Annotated in this window: 22 protein-coding genes; 13 read left to right on the top strand and 9 right to left on the bottom strand. The window is 68.3% G+C overall.

Annotation, left to right across the window (positions count from 1 at the left end; translation table 11 throughout):
* The first annotated feature begins 27 nt into the window (after positions 1 to 27).
* From BJ988_RS21135 to BJ988_RS21120, 4 genes are all read left to right on the top strand, one after another.
* Entirely contained in the window at positions 28 to 1,341 is a 1,314-nt protein-coding gene (locus BJ988_RS21135) for an MFS transporter (protein ID WP_179659876.1), read from the top strand.
* Complete coding sequence (locus BJ988_RS21130; RefSeq protein WP_179659875.1) at positions 1,338 to 2,828, top strand: M81 family metallopeptidase; 1,491 nt, start codon at positions 1,338 to 1,340, stop codon at positions 2,826 to 2,828. The genes BJ988_RS21135 and BJ988_RS21130 overlap by 4 nt, the downstream gene beginning before the upstream one ends.
* Positions 2,829 to 3,162: 334 nt before the next feature.
* On the top strand, positions 3,163 to 3,366 hold the full coding sequence (locus BJ988_RS21125) for a cold-shock protein (protein WP_045548871.1): 204 nt from the start codon (positions 3,163 to 3,165) through the stop codon (positions 3,364 to 3,366).
* A gap of 237 nt (positions 3,367 to 3,603) precedes the next feature.
* Positions 3,604 to 3,750, top strand: coding sequence for a hypothetical protein (locus BJ988_RS21120; protein WP_179659874.1), 147 nt, complete (start codon positions 3,604 to 3,606; stop codon positions 3,748 to 3,750).
* A 5-nt stretch (positions 3,751 to 3,755) separates the two neighbouring features.
* Here BJ988_RS21120 and BJ988_RS21115 read toward each other — a convergent pair whose 3' ends face one another.
* Positions 3,756 to 4,889, bottom strand: a complete 1,134-nt coding sequence (locus tag BJ988_RS21115; RefSeq protein WP_179659873.1) for a cupin domain-containing protein — start codon at positions 4,887 to 4,889, stop codon at positions 3,756 to 3,758.
* A 105-nt stretch (positions 4,890 to 4,994) separates the two neighbouring features.
* Here BJ988_RS21115 and BJ988_RS21110 point away from each other — a divergent pair, with 105 nt between their 5' ends.
* The 5 genes from BJ988_RS21110 to pstB all read left to right on the top strand — a co-directional run bounded on the left by BJ988_RS21110 (position 4,995) and on the right by pstB (position 10,065).
* Positions 4,995 to 5,861 carry an NUDIX hydrolase gene (locus BJ988_RS21110; RefSeq protein WP_179659872.1) on the top strand — a complete coding sequence of 289 codons (867 nt, stop codon included), beginning with the start codon at positions 4,995 to 4,997 and terminating at the stop codon, positions 5,859 to 5,861.
* Between the two features lie 176 nt (positions 5,862 to 6,037).
* Positions 6,038 to 7,135 carry an extracellular solute-binding protein gene (locus BJ988_RS21105; RefSeq protein ID WP_179659871.1) on the top strand — a complete coding sequence of 366 codons (1,098 nt, stop codon included), beginning with the start codon at positions 6,038 to 6,040 and terminating at the stop codon, positions 7,133 to 7,135.
* Between the two features lie 99 nt (positions 7,136 to 7,234).
* Complete coding sequence (gene pstC / locus BJ988_RS21100; protein ID WP_179659870.1) at positions 7,235 to 8,191, top strand: phosphate ABC transporter permease subunit PstC; 957 nt, start codon at positions 7,235 to 7,237, stop codon at positions 8,189 to 8,191.
* Complete coding sequence (gene pstA, locus BJ988_RS21095) at positions 8,188 to 9,282, top strand: phosphate ABC transporter permease PstA (RefSeq protein ID WP_343051717.1); 1,095 nt, start codon at positions 8,188 to 8,190, stop codon at positions 9,280 to 9,282. Before pstC ends, pstA begins: the two co-directional genes overlap by 4 nt.
* Before the next feature lie 9 nt (positions 9,283 to 9,291).
* Positions 9,292 to 10,065, top strand: coding sequence for a phosphate ABC transporter ATP-binding protein PstB (pstB, locus tag BJ988_RS21090; RefSeq protein ID WP_179659869.1), 774 nt, complete (start codon positions 9,292 to 9,294; stop codon positions 10,063 to 10,065).
* Between the two features lie 91 nt (positions 10,066 to 10,156).
* On the opposite strand, the gene BJ988_RS21085 is transcribed toward pstB, so the two are convergent.
* The 3 genes from BJ988_RS21085 to BJ988_RS21075 all read right to left on the bottom strand — a co-directional run bounded on the left by BJ988_RS21085 (position 10,157) and on the right by BJ988_RS21075 (position 14,057).
* Positions 10,157 to 11,158, bottom strand: a complete 1,002-nt coding sequence (locus BJ988_RS21085) for an inorganic phosphate transporter (protein WP_179659868.1) — start codon at positions 11,156 to 11,158, stop codon at positions 10,157 to 10,159.
* A gap of 4 nt (positions 11,159 to 11,162) precedes the next feature.
* The gene (locus tag BJ988_RS21080; RefSeq protein ID WP_179659867.1) at positions 11,163 to 11,780 is read right to left on the bottom strand and encodes a DUF47 family protein; all 618 of its coding nucleotides are present in this window, start codon (positions 11,778 to 11,780) and stop codon (positions 11,163 to 11,165) included.
* 81 nt (positions 11,781 to 11,861) lie between these two features.
* A complete protein-coding gene (locus BJ988_RS21075; protein ID WP_179659866.1) occupies positions 11,862 to 14,057 on the bottom strand; it encodes an RNA degradosome polyphosphate kinase in 2,196 nt (731 codons plus the stop codon).
* Between the two features lie 171 nt (positions 14,058 to 14,228).
* Here BJ988_RS21075 and BJ988_RS21070 point away from each other — a divergent pair, with 171 nt between their 5' ends.
* Positions 14,229 to 15,275: an alpha/beta hydrolase gene (locus BJ988_RS21070; protein ID WP_246321542.1), complete on the top strand. Its 1,047-nt coding sequence runs from the start codon at positions 14,229 to 14,231 to the stop codon at positions 15,273 to 15,275.
* Positions 15,276 to 15,363: 88 nt separating this feature from the next.
* Here BJ988_RS21070 and BJ988_RS21065 read toward each other — a convergent pair whose 3' ends face one another.
* Both BJ988_RS21065 and BJ988_RS21060 read right to left on the bottom strand, forming a co-directional pair.
* Positions 15,364 to 18,036, bottom strand: coding sequence for a hypothetical protein (locus tag BJ988_RS21065; RefSeq protein ID WP_179659865.1), 2,673 nt, complete (start codon positions 18,034 to 18,036; stop codon positions 15,364 to 15,366).
* 105 nt (positions 18,037 to 18,141) lie between these two features.
* Positions 18,142 to 18,501, bottom strand: coding sequence for a DsrE family protein (locus BJ988_RS21060; RefSeq protein WP_179659864.1), 360 nt, complete (start codon positions 18,499 to 18,501; stop codon positions 18,142 to 18,144).
* Between the two features lie 60 nt (positions 18,502 to 18,561).
* Between BJ988_RS21060 and BJ988_RS21055 the strand changes: the two genes are divergently transcribed.
* The 3 genes from BJ988_RS21055 to ygfZ are packed head-to-tail and all read left to right on the top strand — an operon-like array spanning position 18,562 to position 20,482.
* Positions 18,562 to 19,065, top strand: a complete 504-nt coding sequence (locus BJ988_RS21055; protein ID WP_179659863.1) for a heme-binding beta-barrel domain-containing protein — start codon at positions 18,562 to 18,564, stop codon at positions 19,063 to 19,065.
* A gap of 29 nt (positions 19,066 to 19,094) precedes the next feature.
* A complete protein-coding gene (locus tag BJ988_RS21050) occupies positions 19,095 to 19,526 on the top strand; it encodes a Fur family transcriptional regulator (RefSeq protein ID WP_179659862.1) in 432 nt (143 codons plus the stop codon).
* Positions 19,526 to 20,482 (top strand): CAF17-like 4Fe-4S cluster assembly/insertion protein YgfZ, encoded by a 957-nt coding sequence (gene ygfZ, locus BJ988_RS21045; RefSeq protein ID WP_218861019.1) that lies wholly within the window; start codon positions 19,526 to 19,528, stop codon positions 20,480 to 20,482. Before BJ988_RS21050 ends, ygfZ begins: the two co-directional genes overlap by 1 nt.
* A gap of 19 nt (positions 20,483 to 20,501) precedes the next feature.
* Here ygfZ and BJ988_RS21040 read toward each other — a convergent pair whose 3' ends face one another.
* Genes BJ988_RS21040 through BJ988_RS21030 form a run of 3 tightly spaced genes read right to left on the bottom strand, consistent with a single transcriptional unit; the run spans position 20,502 to position 23,122 of the window.
* A complete protein-coding gene (locus BJ988_RS21040) occupies positions 20,502 to 21,488 on the bottom strand; it encodes an ADP-ribosylglycohydrolase family protein (protein WP_343051715.1) in 987 nt (328 codons plus the stop codon).
* 11 nt (positions 21,489 to 21,499) lie between these two features.
* Positions 21,500 to 22,366: a mycothiol synthase gene (gene mshD / locus BJ988_RS21035; RefSeq protein WP_179659859.1), complete on the bottom strand. Its 867-nt coding sequence runs from the start codon at positions 22,364 to 22,366 to the stop codon at positions 21,500 to 21,502.
* 9 nt (positions 22,367 to 22,375) lie between these two features.
* Positions 22,376 to 23,122: a response regulator transcription factor gene (locus tag BJ988_RS21030; RefSeq protein WP_179659858.1), complete on the bottom strand. Its 747-nt coding sequence runs from the start codon at positions 23,120 to 23,122 to the stop codon at positions 22,376 to 22,378.
* Positions 23,123 to 23,144 lie beyond the last annotated feature (22 nt).

The raw sequence follows: 23,144 nt of genomic DNA, 5'->3' as shown, positions 1-23,144 counted from the left end.
GCTGCAGCAAGTCGGAAGGAGAAGAACTTGACCTCGCTAAACTCGACTTCGGAGAGGGTCACCGAGCAGTCGGTGTACCGCAAGCTCAATCGGCGGCTTCTGCCGTTCCTGCTCCTGTGTTACACCTTCGCCTACCTGGATCGCGTCAACGTGGGCTTCGCGAAGCTGCAGATGCAGGAGGACATACCAGGGTTCACGGAGGCTGCCTTCGGCCTTGGCGCGGGCTTGTTCTTCCTCGCCTACGCCTGTCTGGAAGTTCCGAGCAATCTGCTGATGCACCGCATCGGGGCGCGCAAGACGATCACCCGGATCATGGTGCTGTGGGGCCTGACCTCCGCATCGACGCTCTTCGTCACGAACGTGGAGACGTTTTTCGTGCTTCGGGTCCTGCTCGGCGTCTTCGAGGCAGGGTTCGCACCCGGGATCATCCTCTACCTGACGTACTGGTATCCGGCTCGGCGCATGGGTGCCGTGATGGGCATCTACATGCTCGCCGGGCCCATCGGCTCGATCGTGGGGGCGGGTGCCTCGGCAGCGATCATCAACGGATTTCACGGCATCGGGGGGCTGGAAGGCTGGCAGTGGATGTTTCTGCTGCAGGGTCTTCCTGCGGTCGTGCTGGGCTTCGTGTTCTGGAAGGTCATGGCCGATCGTCCTGAAGACGTCTCCTGGTTGAGCCGTCAAGAGAAGTCCGTCGTCAGCGATGTCGTGGGGGAGAGCCAAACGCCCCACCACGCATCGCGCTTCGCCGACATCCTCAGGGAGCCGGCGGTGTACCTCATGTCTGTGGCGTACTTCGGCCTCATGTGCGGGATCTATGCGGTGAGCTTCTGGCTGCCGACGATCCTCGCCGACAACGGCGTCACCTCCACCACCCAGCTCGGGATCTACGCCTCGATACCTTATGTGCTGACCATCCCGGTCATGATCCTGCTCAGCCGTCGGTCCGACCGACTCCGAGAGCGTAAGTGGCACATCGTCATTCCGACTGCTTTCGCGGCTGTCGGTCTGACGGTGGCCGCCTACACGGCCAGCAGCTTCGCCATCGCCTTCGTGGCCCTGTGCGTCGCCATCTGCTCGGCGTGGGGCGCCTACACGGTCTTCTGGGCGATTCCGAGCCACCACTTCAGCGGCACTGCCGCTGCCGGCGGGATCGCGTTCATCAACACCATCGGCATCCTTGGAGGTTTCTTCGCCCCCACGTTGATGGGTTGGGTCAAGGAGCTGACGGGAAGCACCCAGGGCGGCCTGATGACGATGGTCGTGCTCCTGCTCGGATCCATCGCAGCAATGCTGCTGCTGCCCATCGCACTGCGCAATCGAACAGAGGTCACGGCATGACACGAGTCCTTGTAGCGGGGTTCCTGCACGAGACGAACACCTTCGCTCCCACAGTCGCACGATGGGAGAACTTCGTGAACGGCGAGGGCTTCCCCAGCATGCACCTCGGCGACGAGGTCTGGGACCTGGCGTCGGTCAACGTCTCCATGGGCGGGTTCCTGTCAGCGGCCCCCGAGGATTGGACCCTGCTACCGGTCATCTGGTGTGGTGCGTCGCCGTCAGGCCCGGTGGAATCCGAGACCTTCGAACGCATCACCGGCCTGATCACCGACGCCTGCGCCGAGGCATCGCCGGACGCGGTCTACCTGGACCTGCACGGGGCGATGGTCGCGCAACAGCACGCTGACGCGGATGGCGAGATCCTGCGCCGGATCCGTCAGCTGGTCGGGCCGGATGTTCCGATCGTGGTGAGCCTCGACCTCCACGCCAATGTCAGCGACACGATGCTGCAGACCGCCGACGCGATGGTCGCCTACCGTACCTATCCACACATCGACATGGCTGACACCGGCCGCCGAGCTGCGGACATGCTGGACCGTCTCCTGGCCGGCGAGCAGCTCAGCTACTACGCGGAGCGGATCGACTTCCTCGTTCCCACGATCTCCGGCAGCACCATGGCCGGGCCGGCACAGGCCGTCTACGCGAGTCTGCCGGAAGCCGGCGACGCCATGGTCTCGATTGCGATGGCGTTTCCGGCCAGCGACGTCGAGGAGTGTCAACCGTGTGTGTTCGGCTACGGGAGCGACGAGGATGCACTCCGGGCCACCATCGCAAAGATCGCCGGTGACATCACCAGCCGCGAGCCCGAGTTTCAGCTCGACGCCTACCCAGTTGACCAGGCGTTCGACGAGGTGGAGCGAGCGATAGCGGACGGTCTCGTCCCGGTGGTGGTCGCCGATACCCAAGACAACCCCGGTGCTGGAGGTGACGCCACCACCACCGGGCTCCTCATCGAGCTGCTGCGCCGAGATCTTCCTGGCAGTGCGCTGGCCGCCATGTGGGCTCCCGACGTGGTCGAGGCCGCGGTGGACGTCGGTGTCGGCGCCAGCGTCACGGCCACCTTCGAGGGATCGAGCACACCGGGCGATCGCGCCTTCTCCGAGACCTTCGAGGTAGTCGCTGTCACCGACGGCAAGATCCGGTTCGACGGGCCGATGATGAACGGCAACCAGCTGTCGGTCGGGCCTTCCGTCCTGCTGCGGCGCGGGAACGTCCGGTTGGTCGTGAACAGCCACAAGGCACAGATCATGGACCGCAACCAGTTCCGAGGCGCCGGGCTCGCTCCGGAGGAGCAGCAGGTGCTGGTGGTCAAGAGCTCGGTCCACTTCCGTGGCGACTACCAGGAGGTGGCCGGCAAGATTCTCGTGGCCCTGGCTCCGGGCCCATTCCCTGCGGATCCTGCCGAGTTGCCGTGGCAGAACTTGAGACCCGGCGTACGGATGGGGCCACTCGGTCCGACCCTCGACGCCGCGCCGGAACCGACGTGACCTTCGGACTGCGGGCGATGTCCGGGATGGGGGCAGAACAGGAATGGCGGGGCTCTTTCACGTGCTGGTTGCCGAGCCCTCACGGAGGCCTCGTACAAAAACCATTGGCTAAGGGGGTTCGCGCAGGCTCACGAGTTGCTAATGTCACTCCCGCAACAGGAGCAAGTTCCAGAAGGTCTGACGCCTGCGGAGTTTGTGAGCCAACGGCGTTTCTGCTCTGTGCCCGCCCGGGCCCCGGTTCGGGAAACACAGGTCGGAGCGACGTGTCACCCGCCCCTGATGCGGGGCTACCGAACCTGGTGGCCTCTCGCCCCGACTAAGGAGTAACGAGCAGATGGCTCAGGGCACCGTTAAGTGGTTCAACGCCGAGAAGGGTTTCGGCTTCATCGCGCAGGAGGACGGCGGCGACGACGTCTTCGTGCACTACTCTGCGATCCAGACCAACGGCTACAAGTCGCTGGACGAGAACCAGAAGGTCGAGTTCGACGTCACGCAGGGCCCGAAGGGTCCGCAGGCGGAGAACGTTCGTCCTCTCTGATTCGCTCGCTGAACATCAAGACGATCTCGGGTTCGGCGTAAGCCGACACTGATCATCTGCACCGAGGCCCCAGCCGTCTGGCTGGGGCCTCGTGGTCTGAGTCCAGATTGGAGCGCTCTCAGGCTTCTGTGTCACGCTTGATATGACAACTTTTGATGGTTCTTGGCGGATCGGCACGCAGATCCACCGAGACTGGGCGATGATATGAAGACGAGGTCTTAGGGTGAGGAGGCGGGCGTGGCTGACCAGTTCGATGTGACGCTGGAAGATCCCGAGCTGCTCCTCGAGGTCGAGCTCACCACCAACCTCATCGTCGCCGCCAGCGAGTCCGATGATCACCTCTCCCAGGAGGAGATCGACCGCATCCTCGGGATCATTCCCTAGAGGTTTCAGCAGGTCGCGAAGAGCAGCGGCCCGTTCGCCAGGTCGGAGAGCACGGCAGTGCCGTCCTTCGGCTGCAGCTGCATGGTGACGACCGCATCCTCGGCCGCGACCTTGCCGAGCTCGAACCGCTCGTCGAAGGTGCCACCCTGGCCCGGTGCCGGGCCGACCGCGAGCTTGGCCCGGGTGTCGGCGTTGGTGCGCGCCTGGTCGTCGTTCTCGAACGTCATCGCGACGCGTACGTCCCCGCTCGGCTCGGCCGCCATGGCGAAGCCCGCGATCGGGTTGATGTCGCCGGCCGCGTCGACCAGGCCGTCGGCCTGGTCCTGGTCGGCGGCGGACGCGCCGCCGAGCCCGATCTCGCTGCAGGTGAAGTCGCCGTCGTAGACGAACGCCGAGAGCGGATCGCCGAGCTGGTCGGCGGCCTGCGTCATCGGCTCGTGCAGGTCGCCCTCGCCCAGGTTCTCGATCTGGTCACCGAGGTAGCGCCGACCGTCCGAGGCCACGATGAGGTCCCGTTCGGGCAGGAAGGCGATGTAGGTGAGCTGCGGGGAGATCGTCGAGTCGATCCCGGAGTCGGTGAAGCTGGAGAACGGGACCAGGGTGCCGTCCCAGACGCCACCGTCGGCGGGATCGTCCTTCGGGGCGGTGAACCCCATCGAGGTGAGCTGGTCGACGAGCTGGTCGGCGTCCATGTCCTCGAGGTGCGCGAGCATGAGCGCGCCCTCGGTCGACTGGGTGTAGAGCTCCCAGTCGAGGGTCGCCGGTGACCAGCCGAAGTGCTTCTGCAGCAGTCCCGAGGCATCGGGCAGCACCGAGGTCGAGGTGAGGTCCTTCGTATAGGCCTCGTCGATCATCTCGTGAACCTCTGCCGGCGTGGAGCTCGCGTCGAGGTCGGCGCCGACGCTCTCGCGGATGCCGGCCCAGTCGGTGAACGAGACCCGCGTCGCCTCGCTGGGGGCCAGCCGCAGCGCCTCGTCGAGGTCGCCGCCGCGGGTCACCCACGCCCGCGCCAGGAAGATGACGAGCGCCACGACGACGACGCCCACCGCGATGGTCACCAGGGGGTGGGCGCGCAGGACTCGGGATGATCGACCGGCCCACGTCCGGGGGCGGTCGAGAAGCTGGGGGGTGGGGAGCATCGCGACGAACCTTAGCCCCGATCCGGCGATCTCCGCCTGCTACGCGCCGCCATCCGGGCGCGGCGGCGACGCTTGCGATCCACCCAGCCGACATACCCTGTGCCCATGCCCGAGATCCCGGCCGCCGGCGTAGTGGTGTTTCGCGAGCACGACGACCTGTCAGAGGTGGCGTTGGTCCACAGACCCAAGTACGACGACTGGTCCTTCCCCAAGGGCAAGCTCGACCCCGGTGAGACGGTGCCGGTGGCCGCGATCCGGGAGGTGCACGAGGAGACCGGCCTGAGGGTCGCGCTCGGTCGCCCGCTCCGGCCGCAGCGCTATCCCGTCGAGGCGGGACGGAAGGTGGTCCACTACTGGGTCGGCCGCGTCGCCGCCGGCACCGACGACGACGTCGACGGCTACCAGATCAACGACGAGATCGACGAGGTCGAGTGGCTCTCGGTGGAGAGGGCGCGCGAGCGGCTCACCTATCCGCACGACCGGGCCACGCTGCAGGAGGCGGCGGACGTACGCCACCCCACCACGCCCCTCGTCGTCCTCCGGCACGGGTCGGCAGTCGGCCGTTCGGCCTGGTCCCGCGTGGACCGGGAGCGGCCGCTCGACGACACCGGCCGGACCCAGGCGGTCACCCTGGCCGGGCTGCTGATGGCCTACGACGTCGGCCGGGTGATCACCTCGCCGAGCGTCCGCTGCGTGCAGTCCGTCGCGCCGTACGCCGGGATGGCCGGCATCTCGTCCGAGCAGGTGAGACTGCTGAGCGAGGAGGGTGCGGAGGAAGGTAGCGTGTCGGCCCTGGCCGCGGAGACCCTGCGCGACCTGGCCGTCCCGACGGTGATCTGCACGCACCGACCGGTGCTGCCGTGGCTCTTCGACGGCCTGGGCGCGCGCGACCCGAAGCTGGCGAAGGGCGAGCTGATGGTGCTGCACGTGCGGGCGGGCGAAGTGTGTGCTGCGGAGGTTTTTCAGGCCTGAAAACGGCTTGAGGCCTGCCTGTTCATCTTCTGTGCCCGCAACTGACGTCGATTTGCCATCGACTCTGTATCCCACGTTCAGCCTGTGTTCACCTACGCCGAGTTTCCCGTCCACCTCGGCTGCTTACGGTCGTCACGACAACTCCGAATCGACTGCATCATCATCAGGAGACTTGCGTGAACACCACCTCGCTGCGCCGGGCACTCGTCCCGGGCATCACGGCTGCGGCCCTTGCTCTTGCGATCAGCGCCTGCGGCGCTGCCAACGAGCAGCCCACCGACGGCGACGGAGAAGGCACCCTCTCGGGCACCATCAAGGGTGGCGGAGCCTCCTCTCAGGAGAAGGGCCAGGCGTCTTGGGTCGCCGGCATCCAGGACGAGAACCCCGACCTCAGCGTCGTCTACGAGCCCGTGGGCTCCGGCTCGGGTCGTGAGGGCTTCATCACCGGCGGTTACCTCTTCGCCGGCACCGACTCGGCTCTGAACGACGACGAGGGCGAGCTGGCCAAGGCCAAGGAGCAGTGCGGCGCTGACCCGATCCAGGTCCCGGCGTACGTCTCGCCGATCGCCGTCGTCTTCAACGTCGAGGGCGTCGACGAGCTCGACCTCGACCCCAAGACCCTCGCCGGCATCTTCTCGGGCAAGATCACCAAGTGGAACGACCCGGCGATCGCCGCGACCAACCCGGACGCCAAGCTTCCGGACAGCGCGATCACCCCGGTCCACCGCTCCGACGACTCCGGCACCCAGGAGAACTTCACCGAGTACCTCGCGGCCGCTGGTGGCTGGGCCGAGGAGCCCTCCGGTGAGTGGCCCGCCTCCATCAAGGGCGGCGAGGGCGGCGACGGCACCTCCGGTGTCGTGACCGCCATGCAGGGTGCCGGCTACATCGGCTTCATGGACGAGTCCGCGGCGCGCGAGAACGACCTCGCCACGGTCAAGGTCAAGGTCGGCGAGGAGTTCGTCGCGCCGAGCGCCGAGGCCGCCTCGAAGATCCTGGCCGCCTCCAAGTCGGTCGGCACCAGCGACAACGACATGGCCGTCGAGGTCGCTCGCACCACCACCGAGGCCGGCGTCTACCCGGTCGTGCTGGTGTCCTACCTGCTGGCGTGCCCGACCTATGAGAACGCCGAGGACGCGGCCAACGTGAAGGGCTACCTGGAGTACGTCCTCTCCGAGGATGGCCAGGAGGCCGCCTCCGAGGAGGCCGGCTCCGCGCCGCTGGACCGCGGGATCGCGGACAAGGCGCTGGAGCTCGTCGGCGCGATCAAGTAGTGCCGACAAGTCTGACGTGATCGCCGTTCGGGCGGTGGCTGCGGCCGCCGCCCGTACGGCTGTCTTGAGAACCGAAACAAGAAAGTCGAGGAATGCCTTGTGACTGTCGCCGCTGACCCCGGCGCCGACCCTGGCGTTGACACGAAGTCGGAGCTGTCCGGCCGTGGCTCGGTGGGTGATGTCGTCTTCCGAGGCATCGCCGTCACTGCCGCCACTCTCATCCTGGTGGCGCTGGCAGCCGTCTTCATCTTCCTGGGCATCGAGGGCGTCCCGGGCTTCAATGTGGACGCTACGCACTACGCCGGCCAGGGCTCGTTCCTGGGCCTGGTCGTGCCGCTGCTGTACGCCACCATGTACGCCGCTGTGCTGGCGTTGATCGTCGCGGTCCCCTTCAGCGTGGCGATCGCGCTCTTCATCAGCCACTACGCCCCGCGGCGGATCGCCACCCCTGTGGCGTACGTGATCGACCTGCTCGCCGCGGTCCCCTCGGTCGTCTTCGGCCTGTGGGGTGCGGTGGTGCTCGGTCCGTACCTGGTGCCGACCCACGCCTGGCTCTCCGAGAACCTGGCCTGGCTGCCGTTCTTCGACGGCCAGCCCTCCGGCAACGGCCGTACGCTGTTCACTGCATCGATCGTGCTGGCCGTGATGATCCTGCCGATCATCACCTCGATCTGCCGCGAGGTCTTCGCGCAGACGCCGAGACTGCACGAGGAGGCGGCGCTGGCGCTCGGCGCGACGCGCTGGGAGATGATCCGTTACGCGGTCTTCCCCTACGCCCGCTCCGGCATGGTCTCCGCGGTCATGCTCGGCCTCGGCCGGGCTCTCGGTGAGACCATGGCGATCGCGATGATCGTCTCGCCGAAGGTCCTCATCTCGCTGTTCATCATCGGCACCAACAACCCCGAGACCATCGCGGCGCACATCGCCCAGGGCTACAAGGAGAGCACGCCCGACCGACTCTCCGTGCTGATCGCGACCGGCCTCGTGCTGTTCGCGTTCACCTTCCTGGTCAACGCACTCGCCCGCTGGATCGTCGCCCGAGGGAGGGCCAAGTGAGCAACCCTTCGACAGGCTCAGGACATCGCATCGACCCCTCTGTCAACGACGTCATGCAGGACGAGGACAAGCTGGCGCACGCCACGCTCCCGCGCGGTGCCCAGTGGCTGGTCGGCGTAGCGGCCGTCGCCCTTGGTGGCCTCGCCCTGGTGCTCGGCGTGGGCATCGTCGGAGCCGCTGTCATCGGCGTGCTCGCGTTCCTCATCGGCTACCCCCTGTGGGCGCTGCTGGTGGAGAACAAGCGCTCGGCGATCGACAAGTTCGTCACCGGGCTGGTGTGGACGGCCTTCGCGGTCGCGGTCATCCCGCTGATCTGGCTCGTCTACACGGTCGTCTCCCGCGGCGCCGCGACCATCAGCCCGGAGTTCCTCACCTTCTCGATGCGCTCGGTCACCGGCGACGACCAGGGCGGTCTCTACCACGCACTGATGGGCACCCTGATCGTCACCGGCATCGCCGCGGTGATCTCGATCCCGATCGGCATCATGACCGCGATCTACCTGATCGAGTACGGCAAGGGCAACCGCCTCGCCAAGACGATCACCTTCCTGGTCGACGTCATGACCGGCATCCCGTCCATCGTCGCGGGCCTGTTCGCGTTCGCGCTCTTCACCCTGATCATGGGGCCGGGCACGCGGTTCGGCTTCGGCGGAGGCGTCGCGCTCTCGCTGCTGATGATCCCGACGGTGGTCCGCTCGACCGAGGAGATGCTCAAGCTGGTCCCCGACGACCTGCGCGAGGCTGCGTACGCCCTCGGGGTGCCGAAGTGGCGCACCATCACCAAGATGGTGCTCCCGACCGCCATCGGCGGCATCGTCACCGGTGTCGTGCTCTCGATCTCGCGAGTGATCGGCGAGACGGCGCCGCTGCTGGTCGCCTCGGGCTTCAACCCGAACCTGAACACCAACGCCTTCGAGGACAGCCCGATGATGACCGTGCCGGTCTTCATCTACACCCAGCTGTCCGAGGCCACTGCGAAGGGCGTCGAGTACGCCTGGGGTGGAGCACTGGTGCTCTTCATCCTCGTCATGGTCCTCAACCTCATCGCCCGTATCGTCGGCACGATCTTCGCCCCCAAGACCGGGCGCTAGGAGTAACACATGTCCATTCAAGTCAAGGACACCAGCATCTTCTACGGCGACTTCAAGGCCGTCGAGGACGTCACCATGTCAGTCAAGCCGAAGTCGGTGACCGCCTTCATCGGGCCGTCCGGCTGCGGCAAGTCGACCTTCCTGCGCACCCTGAACCGGATGCACGAGGTCATCCCCGGCGCCTACGTCGAGGGGAAGATCACGATCGCCGGCCAGGACATCTACGGGCCGAACGTCGACCCGGTGGCCGTACGCCGCAAGGTCGGCATGGTCTTCCAGCGGCCGAACCCGTTCCCGACGATGTCGATCTACGACAACGTGCTCGCTGGCAACAAGCTCAACTCCAAGCGGATCAAGAAGTCCGAAGCGGACACGATCGTGGAGAGCGCGCTGCGTGGCGCCAACCTGTGGAACGAGGTCAAGGACCGCCTCGGCAAGCCCGGCATGGGGCTTTCCGGTGGTCAGCAGCAGCGGCTCTGCATCGCCCGTGCGATCGCGGTCCAGCCCGAGGTGCTGCTCATGGACGAGCCGTGCTCCGCGCTCGACCCGATCTCCACCGCCGCGATCGAGGACCTCATCCACGAGCTGAAGTCCGACTACACGATCGTGATCGTCACCCACAACATGCAGCAGGCCGCCCGGGTCTCCGACGACACCGGCTTCTTCAACCTGAAGGCCGCCGGCCAGCCGGGTCACCTGGTGGAGTTCAACCCCACCAAGCAGATGTTCACCAACCCGGACAACCCCGACACCGAGGCGTACATCTCGGGTCGGTTCGGCTAGACAGAACGAAATGCCGAGTCGGCGCATCCGACCCCTCTCGCTCGCTTCGCTTCGCGAGACACGGGGTCAGATGCGCCGACTCGGCGCGGTTTTACGGGAGCTGGAAGACGAAGTGGCAGAGCAGGTAGGTCAGGGCCGCGACGCCGCCGGCGGCGGGGAAGGTGAAGACCCAGGCCATGACGATGGACTTCGCGACGCCCCAGCGGACCGCGGAGAACCGCTTGGTCGCGCCGACACCCATGATCGACGAGGTGATCGTGTGGGTGGTCGAGATCGGGGCCTCCCAGACGTACGCCGTGGTGTAGAGCACCGAGGCGGCGACCGACTCGGCGGCGAAGCCGCGCGACGGGTCCAGGTGGATGATGCGACGGCCGAGGGTGCGCATGATGCGCCAGCCGCCGGACATGGTGCCGAGGGAGATCGCGGTGGCGGCGGCGGCGATGACCCAGAACGGAAGGTCGTCGCCCTCGGAGAGGAAACCACCGGTGACCAGGGCGAGGAAGATGACACCCATGGTCTTCTGCGCGTCCTGGAGACCGTGACCGAGCGCCATCGCGGCCGCCGAGATCGTCTGGGCGATCCGGAAGCCCTTCTGCGCCTTGTGCGGGTTGGCGCGCCGGAAGATCCACATGATCGCGAGCATCACGCCGAAGCCGAGGCCGAAGGCCACCAACGGCGAGATGAACATCGGGATGACGACCTTCTCCAGCACCGTCATCCAGTTGACGAACGCGCCGGCGGCGATCGCCGAGCCGGCCAGCCCGCCGATCAGGGCGTGCGACGAGGACGAGGGAAGACCGAAGTACCAGGTGATCATGTTCCACGCGATGGCGCCGAGCAGGCCGGCCATCACGACGGTCAGACCGTGCGCTCCCGATGGTGGGGTGATCGTGTCGGAGACGGTGTGGGCGACCTTCTGGCCCAGGAAGGCGCCGACGAAGTTCATCACCGCCGCAAGCAGGAGAGCGATGCGCGGCGTGAGCGCGCGGGTGGACACGGAGGTCGCGATGGCGTTGGCGGCGTCGTGAAAGCCGTTGGTGTAGTCGAAGACGAGCGCGACGACGACCACCGCGATGACGATGGCAAGTTCCACGGTGTCAGGATTCCTTGACGGCGATCTGCTCGACGGTGTTCGCGACCTTCTCGAACGCGTCGATCGCATCCTCGAGGGACTCGACGATGTCCTTCAGCTTGAGGACCTCCATCGCGTCGTACTCACCGGAGAAGAGCTTGGCGAGGATGCGACGGTGGTTCTTGTCGCCCTGGTTCTCGAGACGGTTGATCTCGATCCAGTACTCCGAGAGCTCCTTCATCGAGCGAAGCTTGGGCATCGCGGAGGCGGTCAGCTCGGCGCAGCGCTGGAGCACGGTGACCTGGTCGGAGAGCTCCGGGGGCAGGATGTTGACGCCGTAGACGAAGATCTGGTCGACAACCTCGTCCATCGAGTCCATCACGTCGTCGAGACCGGAGCCGAGGGCGTAGATGTCCTCGCGGTCGAAGGGCGTGACGAAGGTCGAGTTGACCTTCTTGACGATCTCGTGGGTGGTCTCGTCAGCGGCATGCTCCGCGTCGCGCATGCGTCGCGCGACGTCCTCGCGATCGGCTGTGTCGCTGAGCATCTCGGCGAGCAGCGAGACACCGCCGACGAGGTGGTTGGCGGACTCGGTAAACAGATCGTAGAACGACGTGTCGACCGGGCGGATTCGGAAACGCACGGGGGGCTCCTGGCTGGATGAGGCAGACCTGCGCGCTCATGTTAGGCGAGTCCGCTTGACACGACGAAAGTCAGGGCGTGTTCAGCCTGTCGAGGCTCGCCTGCGCTGACGCTGACGTGTGATCAACATCGCCTGGAGATGGTTGGGAGCGTGGTTGCGGGACCAGGTCCCGTCGGGCCCGAGGACCCAGGCGTCCGTGGTCGGTTCGAAGGCCATGTCGAACAGCGAGCCGACCTCGGCCACGAGCTCCGGGGTGGGGAGGCGTACGAGGGCCTCGACCCGTCGGTCGAGGTTGCGGTGCATCATGTCGGCCGAGCCGATCCAGGCGCTCGGTCCGTCGCCGTCGTCGGGAGTGCCGTTCTCGAACCAGAAGATCCGCGAGTGCTCGAGGAACCGGCCCAGGATCGAGCGCACCTCGATGGTCTCGCTGAGCCCTTCCACACCCGGACGGAGCGCGCAGATGCCACGGACCAGCAGCTGCACCGGAACGCCCGCCTGGGAAGCCAGGTAGAGCGCGTCGATGATGGCCTCGTCGACCACGGAGTTGGCCTTCAGCCGGATCCGGGCCGGCCGCCCCGCCAGATGGTGGGCGATCTCGGCGTGGATCTGCTCGATCAGGCCGAGACGTACGTTGCCGGGGGCGACCAGGAGCTGGCCGTACGTCGCCTCGCGGCTCCAGCCGGAGAGGTTGTTGAACAGGTGGGCGACGTCCTCGCCGATGGCCTCGTCGGTGGTGATCAGCCCCATGTCCTCGTAGAGCCGGGAGGTCTTGGGGTTGTAGTTGCCCGTGCCGATGTGGGTGTAGCGGCGGATGGTGCCGTCGGGCTCCTCGCGGACCACCATCGCCAGCTTGCAGTGGGTCTTCAGGCCGACCAGGCCGTAGACCACATGGCAGCCGGCCTGCTCGAGCTTGCGGGCCCAGCGGATGTTGGCCACCTCGTCGAAGCGCGCCTTGATCTCGACCAGCACCAGCACCTGTTTGCCAGCCTCGGCGGCGTCGATCAGGGCGTCGATGATGGGGGAGTCGCCCGAGGTGCGGTAGAGGGTCTGCTTGATCGCGAGCACGCGCGGGTCCGCCGCCGCCTGTTCGATGAAGCGCTGCACGCTGGTTGCGAACGAGTCGTAGGGATGCTGGAGGAGTACGTCGCCGCGGCGCGCTGCCTTGAAGACGTCGACCGGCGCGGCGCTCTCGACCGGTGCCAGGGCCGGGTGGGTGCTCGGCAGGAAGGCCGGATACTTCAGCTGACCGCGGTCGATGTCGGCGATTCCGTGCAGCCCGCGCAGGTCGAGCGGGCCGGGCAGCCGGAAGACCTCCTTGTCGGAGATGCCGAGCTCGGAGACCAGCAGGTCGAGCGTCGAGTCGGTCATCGACTCCTGCACCTCGAGGCGTACGGGCGGGCCGAAGCGTCGCCGCAACAGCTCCTTCTCCAGCGCGGTCAGGAGGTTCTCGGTGTCGTCCTCCTCGACCTCGAGGTCCTCGTTGCGGGTGACCCGGAACGTGTGCACCTCGATGATCTCCATGCCCGGGAAGAGCTTCTGCAGCCGCTCGGCCATGACCTCCTCCAGCGGCACGAAGCGGTCGTTGCCGAGCGGCACGAACCGGGCGAAGATCGGCGGCACCTTCACCCGGGCGAAGTGCTTCTTCTTCGTCTTCGGGTCACGCAGGCGGACGGCGAGGTTGAGCGAGAGGCCGGAGATATAGGGGAACGGGTGGGCCGGGTCCACCGCGAGCGGCGTCAGCACCGGGTAGACTCGCTCCTTGAACAGCTTCTTGCAGGCCTTGACCTCCTCGGGGGTCAGGTCCTCCCAGTGCAGCAGCTGGATGCCCTCGGCGAGAAGCGCCGGCTTCACCTGCCCGCGGAACACCTCGGAATGGCGCTCGGAGAGCTCCCGGGTCTTCTTCCAGATCAGCTCGAGGACCTCGCGCGGCATCAGCCCGGAGGCGGCTCTCACCGCCACCCCTGCCGCGATCCTTCTCTTGAGCCCCGCCACGCGGACCATGAAGAACTCGTCCAGGTTGGAGGTGAAGATCGCCAGGAAGCGTACGCGCTCCAGCAGCGGCAGCGTCTCGTCCTCGGCCAGCTCCAGCACCCGCTCGTTGAACCGCAGCCACGACAGCTCTCGGTCGAGGAACCGGTCCTCGTACTTCTCGACCTCGGCCAGCGCCTCGTGATCAGGGATGTATTCGGGCTCGACGTCGAACGGCTGGTCGGGAACCGCGGTCAGGCTCACGGTGTCCTCGGCCGACCGGGTGGGGGCCTGCGGGTCGAGACTCATGGGGCCAGTCTTTCATCCGAGCGTCATGTGGAACCGTCGATTCCACCGTACGTCCCACTCCTGCGCACCAGGTTGCTGGATCGGCCCGGCCGAGCTCGAAGGGGTATCGCGGTGGGCCGCCTGGTGAACTACCTGTTACACGACGTCCCGGTAACAGGGTACTTTGGGCGCATGTCGATTCTCGCGCGTGCGTCGTCCCTGATCGATCCGTTGCTGGTGCCGGTGAAGAAGCCGGCGTTCGCGGCGGCGATGAACCTGCCGCCCGCGGTGCAGCGGCGGATCGTCGGCAAGCCGGTGACCTACGACGGGCAGACGCTCGCGGTGGACACGCAGATCATGCTCGCGCTGATGAAGGTGTCGGGGGAGCCGGACCCGTCGACGCTGCCGATCCCGAAGGGGCGGGTGGCGCTGCTGCGGCAGTCGCAGCTCGGTGGCGGCCGTCAGGAGATCGGGTCGGTGCGTGATCTCTGGGTCGCGGGATTCAAGGCGCGGCTCTACACCCCCGAGGGCACCTCGGGCAACGCTCCGCTGCTGGTCTTCCTGCACGGCGGCGGGTTCATCTTCGGTGACCTCGACTCCCACGACGCCCCCTGCCGGCTGCTGGCCAGCGAGTCTGGGGTCAAGGTGCTCTCGGTCGACTACCGGCTGGCGCCGGAGTCGCCGTTCCCGGCGGCGTACGACGACTCGGTCGCGGCGTTCCGATGGGCGGTCGAGCATGCGGCAGAGCTCGGCGCGGACCCGGCCCGGATCGGGGTCGGCGGCGACTCGGCCGGCGGGAACCTGGCGGCCGGGGTCGCGCTCGCGGTCGGCGAGGACTGCGCCTTCCAGCTGCTCATCTACCCGGTCACCCAGTCGGAGGCGAACACGCGCAGCCGCGAGGAGCTCAGCGAGGGCTTCTACCTGACCGCCGACTTCATCGCGGCGGCCACCAACAACTACCTGCCCGAGTGGATCGACCGCCGCGACCCGCGCCACGCTCCGCTGCACGCGGAGATCCCGACGAGCGGGGTCGCCCCTGCGTACGTCGCGACCGCGGGCTTCGACCCGCTGCGCGACGAGGGTGAGGCGTACGCGGCCAAGCTCGAGGAGGCCGGGGTGAAGGTCGTGCACAAGCGCTTCGCGGACCAGATCCACGGGTTCCTGAACGTGGTCGGCGCCGGGCGTACGTCACGCGCCGCTGTGCTCGAGATCGCTCAGGCCCTGCGCGACAACCTCTGACTTCTCAGGCAATTGCTGCACTTCTCAGGTGTTGCAACGCCTGAGAAGTGCAGTGATACCCGGTTAACCGGGTATCACTGCAAGCCGCTCAGCCGGCCATGTCCGGGCGCCAGCGGAGAACCTCGCGCTGGAACGCCTCGGGGTCGACCATCGACTTGTCGACCTGGACCGCACCGGCCTCGTCGGTGGCGAACTCGACGACCCACTCGTCGGTGGTCGGCTGACCCTTGATGGTGATGTCGGTGTGGGTGTCGTAGAGGTCGTAGGTGTGGGTCTGCTCGTCCTTGCGGACGTCGAGCACGCCCTCCTCGGTGACCGTGACGGTGCTCTCGGTCATGAGCGAGCCGTCCTCGGGCCTGAAGGTGCGGACGGTGAGCTTCTTGGTGCCGACCATCTCACCCAACGGGTCGGCGTCAGAGTCGTCGGCGGGCTTGGGCGCGGCACCGTCGGCGCCCGGGATCTTGGCGCCGGGGAACTTGCCGGACTCGGCGAGCTTGACCGCGGCCAGCCAGCCGCTGGAGCGCTGGGGGAGGGCGTCGCTCGGGGTGTCCGGCAGGTCGGCCGGATCCGCGAACGGGTCCTTGGCGGATGCCTGGTTCTTGTCACCCTGCGTCTTGCCCGGCTGCCGCTCCGGCAGGGTCACGGGCGCGGTCGGGGGACCGGTCTCGGGGGTGGCGGATGAGGAGACCGGCGCGGGAGCAGTCTCGGAGGTCTCGGCCGCCGGAGCGGACTCGGCCACTGGGGCAGGCTCGGCCGTCGGGGCTGGCTTGGCGGCCGGCAGGGGCTCGACCACGAGCGGCTCGTCCGGTGCGTCCGGGATGGGGAGCTTCGCCTCGGGCGGCGAGGGCGTGGCGGCGAGCGTGAGCTCGAGGGCCTGCATCGCACGCTTGTTGGTGCTGCCGCCCTTGACCGCGAGCATGACGGCCTCGCGCAGGTCGGCGAGCTGCTTGGCGAGCTGGGCGCTGCGGCGCTCGGCGATCTGCCGGTCCACGATGGCCTTCTCGACCAGCTGGGTGTTGTGCAGGATGGAGGCCTCGACGGCCTGACGGTCGATCGCCTTCTGGCCGGCCACCTCCTCGGCCTCGACCCGAAGGCGTACGGCCTCGGCGGCCTGCTCCTGGACGTCGGCGAGACGGTCCATCATCTCCGTCATCCGGCGCTCGGCCTCTTCCCGGTCACGGGCCTGGCCGGTGACGACCTCGGTCATCGCCTCGTGGGCGGCGCGCAGCGCGGTCTCGGCCGCACGGCGACCCTCGTTGGCCTCGGTCGCGGCACGCTCGGCGGCGCGGCGGCCCTCCATGGCCTGCACGGCGAGGTCGGCGTGCTCGGAGGCGCGCTGGTCGGCGGCCATCCTGGCCAGGTTGGCGGACTCGGCCGCCTGCTCGGCCTGCGAGGCGAGCTCGGTGAGCTGCCGGTAGCGCTCCTCGTTCTCGTTGGCCTCGTGAGCCGCGGCGGCAGCGAACTCGGCGTACTGCTTTGCGCTCTTCTCGGCCTCGAGACGAGCGTCGTTGGCGGCGTCGGCGGCCTTGAAGGCACGCAGCGCGGCCTCCTCCGCCTCGGTGCGGGCGGCGAGCGCCTCGGCGGCCACGGCGTACTGGTCGGCGGCTGCGGCCTCTGCCGCGGCCCGGGTCATCGCGTGGTCTTCGGCGTTGGCGTCGGCGGACTTGCGCTCCTCGAAGGCCTCCTTCGCCGCCTCCTCGGCCTTGGCGCGGGCGGTCGCGGCGACCTCGGCCGCGGCGTAGGCGGCCTCGGCCGCAGCCTCGGCCTCCTTGCGAGCCTGCTCGGCCTGCTCGGCCTGGGTCGCCATCGCGACCGCGGCCTCCTCGGCCACGATGCGCGCAGCCTCGGCCTTCTCGGCCTCCGTCGCGCGTTCGTTGGCGGCCTGCTCCGCGGCCTGGCGCGCGGTGAACGCCGCCAGCGCCTCGTCGGCCCGCCCGGCGGCGGCCGCGTCGGCCTCCTCGCGCATCCGCGCGAGCTCCTCGGAACGGGTGTCGGCCTCGGCGCGAGCGGTGTAGGCGGCCTCGGCCGCGGCCTCCGCCTCGCTGCGGGCCTCGTAGGCGGTTCGGGACTCGTCGGCGGCCTTGCGGGCGGCCCTCTCGGCCGCCGCGAGCGCGTCGCGAAGCTCGTCCATCTCCTCGAGGCGGTCCTCGGCGGCGGCTTCGGCGACGCTGCGCGCGGCGTAGGCGGCCTGGGCCAGCTCGGCGTGCTCGGCGGCCTTCGTGTTGGCCTCGGCGGCAGCGGCCGCCGCTGCGGTGGCCTCCTCGGCCTTGATCCGGGCGGCCTCCTCGGCCTCGGTGCGTGCGCGGGCCTGCTCCTCGGCGACACGGGACGCCTCGAGAAGGCGGCGTTCGGCCGCCTCCAGCTCCTCGCCCCTCGCCACCGCGGCCTCCTCGGCCTCGGCACGCTGCTTGGTGCGGGTGTCGGCGAGCTTCTCGGCCTCGACTCGGGCGAGGGCGTACTCCTCCGCGGCTCTCTCGGCGACCTCACGCGCCTGGTGGGCGTCGGCCGCCAGCTCGGCGTGGAGCTTGGCGGTCTCGTCGGCCTTGGCTCGGGCGGTGGCGTGCTTGGCAGCGGACTCCTCGGCCACCAACCGCTCCGCCGCCTGCTCGGCGGCCGCCTGCTCGGCGGAGATGCGGAGCGACTCGGCTGCGGCAGCGGCGCGGGCCAGCTCCGCAGCACGCGCCGTCAGGTCCTCGTCGTCACCCGGCTGGGCGGCCGAATCACGGCTCCACCACTTGCCATTGGGGGTCTGCGTGCTCACGAGGGTGAATGCTAACGGCGATCCAAGCGGTGTGTGGAGTCTCCGAGAGGATTAACATCCCCGCGACCTGGAACTACATTCGTGTAATTCTCGGTGGTGCCGATCTCAGTAGACGATCGCCTGTACGCCCTCGCGCAGGATCTCCTCGGCGAACACGAACGCACCCTTGATGAAGACGCCGTCGATCAGGTCCTCCTCGGACAGGTCCCGGCGGGAGGCGCACTGGCTGCACACGGTCACCTGACCGCTATCCAAGACCAGCCCGATCAGCTCCTGCAGAGGCGCGGCGTTCTCGAGCTTGAACTCCTCCGCACGCCCGGGAACGGCGAACCACGTCGCCTCACCGGTGAGCCAGAGCGACACCTTCGCGCCGGCGGTCGCGGCCGCCGAGGCGACCGTGAAGGCCTGGTTCGTACGCTCGGGCGCCTCCGCGCCCACGGTCACCTTCACCACGAGTTCTTGCATGCCGTGCACATTAGCGCTTGCGTTTCGGGTCGTAGCCGATCTACGGCCTAAACTCGGCGTGTGGCTTTCGAACTTCCGGAGAACCTTCACCCCGATGCCGGTCCCTGCGCGTGGATGCTCGGCACCTGGCAGGGCAACGGGCACGGTGACTATCCGACGATCGACAAGTTCGAGTTCGGGCAGGAGCTGATCTTCACCCACGACGGGCGGCCGTTCTTCCACTACTTCGCGCGCTCGTGGATCATCGACCCGGAGACCGGGGAGAAGGTGCGCGACGCGGCGCTGGAGACCGGCTTCGTCCGATTCCGCCCCCAGGGCGAGGTCGAGTGGGTGATGACGCACAACACCGGCATCATCGAGGTCTGGTACGGCAAGGCAGAGGGCGGCAAGCTCGAACTCACCACCGACGCGGTCGGCCGCACCGAGACCGCGAAGGAATACACCGCGGGCAAGCGCCTCTACGGCAACGTCGAGGGCGACCTGCTCTACGCCTTCGACATGGCTGCGATGGGTCAGGCCCTGCAGCCGCACCTGTGGGCGCGACTCAAGCGTGCCAACAAATAGGCTCAGGAAAGGCCTAGGAAGCAGTCACGATGACCGAAGCGGCTGAGGACTGGCGTGAGGCCCTTCGCGCGAAGGGCTATCGCCTCACGCCCCAGCGCGAGCTGGTCCTCGGTGCCGTCGAGCAGCTGCGCCACGCAACCCCCGAGGAGGTGCTCGCGGTCGTGCGCGAGTCGTCCTCGGCGATCAACCTCTCCACCGTCTACCGCAACCTCGAGGTCCTCGAGGAGCTCGGGCTGGTGAGGCACGCCCACCTGGGCGAACGGGCATCGACCTACCACTCGGTCTCCGGACGCCCGCATTTTCATGCGGTTTGCAGGAAGTGTCAGAAGGTCACCAGTGTTGACCCATCAGTGGCCGACGGTATCTGCGAGCGGCTGCGTGAGGAGTACGCCTTCGAGGTAGATGTCGCTCATCTGACCGTCTTCGGAGCGTGTGTCGACTGTTCTTCTGAGGAGCCATGATGACAACCCCCAGCCCGCTGCTGTCCCTGCCCGGTGCCGTCGCCGGCGATGGTGCCGACGCACCCGTCGCCGCCCACTACGGCTCCTTCAACGTGGAGCAGCGGACCTTGGCCTCCGGCGAGGGGTTCGTCGACCTCTCCCACCGTGACGTGGTCCGGATCGCCGGGCCCGACCGGCTGACCTGGCTGCACTCGCTGACCTCGCAGGCGTTCGAGGGGCTGGTTCCCGGGGTCTGGACCTCGGCCCTGGTCCTGTCGCCGCAGGGCCACGTCGAGCACTTCTTCTCCGGTGTCGACGACGGCACCTCGTTCTTGGCGTGGACCGAGCCGGGCTGTGGTGATGCTCTGGCGGCGTACCTGGAGCGGATGAAGTTCTGGTCCGACGTCACCGTGACGCTGGAGCCGTCGCAGGCGGTGGTCTGGCGGGGTGGTGACTACTCGTTCATCCCGCGTGAGTCCCTGGAGACGTACGCCGATGCCGCGGGTCCCGCCTGCGGGTTCTGGGCTTTCGAGGCTCTCCGGATCGAGCGCGGTGAGCCGCGGTTCGGGGTGGACACCGACACCCGCACGATCCCCAACGAGGTCGGCTGGGTGCCGGGTGCGGCGGAGATCGCCGGCTCGGAGTACGCCGTCCACCTCGACAAGGGCTGCTACCGCGGTCAGGAGACGGTCGCCCGTGTCCACACCCTGGGCCGTCCGCCTCGCCGCCTCGTCCTGCTCCACCTGGACGGCTCGGAGAACCGCCTCCCGACCGCTGGGTCGGAGCTGGTCTTCGGGGAGAAGACGGTCGGCTTCGTGGGTTCGTCGGCTCGTCACCACGAGCTCGGTCCGATCGCGTTGGGGCTGGTCAAGCGCAACGTGCCTGTCGACGCGCAGCTCGACGTGGACGGGATGCCGGTCGCGCAGGAGATCCTGGTCGACCCCGAGATCGGCCTCCACATCCGCCCGCTTCGCTGATCGGTTCCCCGGAGCAGGTTCAGCGCCGTCCGGCGGCAACGGTGTCGAGAGCGAGGGTGACCAGGACGTCGCCGGCGACGCCGGGGTAGCCGTGGCTGAGGGCGCGCCACTCGGGAGGGACCGCGGCGGCACCCCAGTGGGCGCCGAGGAGGCCGCCGGCGATGGCGGCCACGGTGTCGGTGTCGTTGCCGATCCGGATGGCGGTGTTCAGCGCTTCGACGTAGTGGCTGCCCGGGTCGGCCTCGGGCACCGGGGTCTGGGCGATCGAGGACCATGCGGCCTGCAGCGCGGTCACCACCCAGCCGTTGGGGTTGAAGGTCGCCGGCGCCTCGGTCTCGGCCTCGTCCAGCTTCTCGGCCCAGAAGTCGGCCTCGGCGGGGGAGAGGAGGGAGAGGCCGGAGCGTACGTCGAGCTCGCTGTGCATCACCGCGTGCTCGATCGCGAGCGACCAGAGGGCACAGCCGGACTTGGCGTGCTCGTCCCAGTGGGTCAGTGCGCTCACCGCCGCGGCGGCCTCCGCGACCGCCGGACGATCGCCGAGATAGCGCAGCGCGACCGGCGCGGTGCGCATCAGGGAGCCGTTCCCGCCCGTGTGACCGGTCATCTCGTGCAGCTTCTCCGAGACGTGCCGCAGCTGATCGGCGGTCGGCGCGGGGCCGGCGGTGTCGAGCACCCGGGCGGTCTGGTTGCCGATGTCCTTGGGCTCCGACTCCGACCACTTCCGGAAGTTGCGGCCGACCGCGGTCAGGCCCGCTTCGGTACGCAGGTCCAGACCGCTCGCGGCGGCGTCGAGGATGCACCACGACATGGTCGTGTCGTCGGTCCACTCGCCGGGCGCGAAGGGGCCGAGCCCGCCGCCGAGCATCTGCGCCTGCTCGTCCGCGCCGAGCGGAGGCAGGTCGAACTCGTAGTGAGCTCCGAGCGCGTCGGCCACCGCGGTCCCGATGATGGCCCCGACGGCCCGGTCGCTCTGAGTCTCGGTGAGATGGGATTCGGTCGGCTTCACGCGACCAGAGACTAGCGGCGGGTGTACTGCACGTGCGTGTCCGCCGCAGCGCGGGTGAAGCCGAGCCCTTCGTAGAGGCATACGGCCGGAGTGTTGTCGCCCTCGACATAGAGGTGGATGTTCGTGACACCGTCCCCTCCAGCACCGGTGGTCCCGCCGCCGGAGGCGGCCAAATGATGCAGCCCTAGGAGCGTGATCAGCTTGCCGAGGCCCCGGCCCTGGGCAGCGGGATCGACGCCGACGACATAGACCTCGCCGTCGGTCTCGCTGTGTCGCTTGGTCCAGTGGAACGCGAGCAACCTGGTGGTCGAGCTTGTCGAGACCCCCTCCCATGCGGTGACCAGCCCGGAGGCGTCGAACCACGGCTCGGCCATCCGCTCGGCGAGGTCGGCGGCGGTCATGTCGCCCTGCTCGGGGTGGTGTGCGAAGGCAGCAGCGTTGACGCGAAGCAGCTCGGCCTCGTCACCGGGCTCGAAGCCGCGTACGAAGACCCCCTCCGGCAAAGACGGAGCCGGCGGCAGACCGGCGACCGGGCGCCGCATCACCCACAGCTCGCGGGTGCGCTCCCAGCCCTGCTTCGCGGCCAGGGCGGCCGCAGCCGGGTTGTCCCCGTGGGACCACGCCGTCGTCCCGGTCGGGAGCGAAGGCGCACGGAGCAGCAGCTGCCGACCGAGGCCGACCCCGCGGTGCTGGGTCAGGACGACGAGGGAGAGCTCCGAGCCGACCAGCGCCCCGAACCCGCGTACGTCACCCCAGATCGTGACGTCCTGCGGACGGTTGCGCAGCGTCAGGAGCGTGGCCTCGTCGAGCGGTGCCACCCCGTCGTACGCCTCGGTCGCCTTAGCGATGGCCAGGACCTGCTCGACGGTGAGTGCCATAGGAGCAGCCTAGGCGTCAGCACCCACGCCGCGAGAGGGGGCCAGCCGAGCGCTGTCGGCGCTGGCCTCGTTCTTCTTCGACGGCAGCACGAAGCGGTAGCCCACGTTGCGGACGGTGCCGATGAGCGTCTCGTTCTCCGGGCCGAGCTTGGCGCGCAGGCGACGTACGTGGACGTCGACGGTGCGGGTGCCACCGAAGTAGTCGTAGCCCCACACCTCCTGCAGCAGCTGCTGGCGGGAGAAGACGCGGCCCGGGTGCTGGGCGAGGAACTTCAGGAGCTCGAACTCCTTGAAGGTCAGGTCGAGCGCTCGGCCGCCGATCTTGGCGGTGTAGGTGGCTTCGTCGACGACGACCTCGCCGGAGCGGATGACGTGGGCCTCGGGGTCGGAGGCGTCGCGAGCCGCCGAGCTGCGGCCGATCGCGAGCTTGATCCGCGCCTCGAGCTCGGCCGGGCCGCAGGTGTGCAGCACGACGTCGTCCATCCCCCAGTCGTGGGAGACGACCGCGAGGCCCCCCTCGGTGGCGACCAGCAGGACGGGGATGTCGGTGCCGGTCGTGCGGATCAGCCGACACAGGTCGCGGGCCTGGGCGAGCTCCTGTCGTCCGTCCACCAGCAGCAGGTCGGAGTCGGGAGCCTCGAGAAGCGCGCTACCTTCAGCAGGGAGGATCTTCACCTGATGGCCGAGGAGCGAGAGCCCGGGAAGGACATCTGTCGAAGGCTGGAGCGAACTGGTCAGCAACAGAAGCGAGCTCATCGGGGGTGCCTCTCAGTCAGAG

Origin of the sequence: Nocardioides panzhihuensis (genome assembly GCF_013408335.1) — a bacterium.
Classification (GTDB): domain Bacteria; phylum Actinomycetota; class Actinomycetes; order Propionibacteriales; family Nocardioidaceae; genus Nocardioides; species Nocardioides panzhihuensis.
This window is presented reverse-complemented; position numbering and strand designations above follow the sequence as displayed.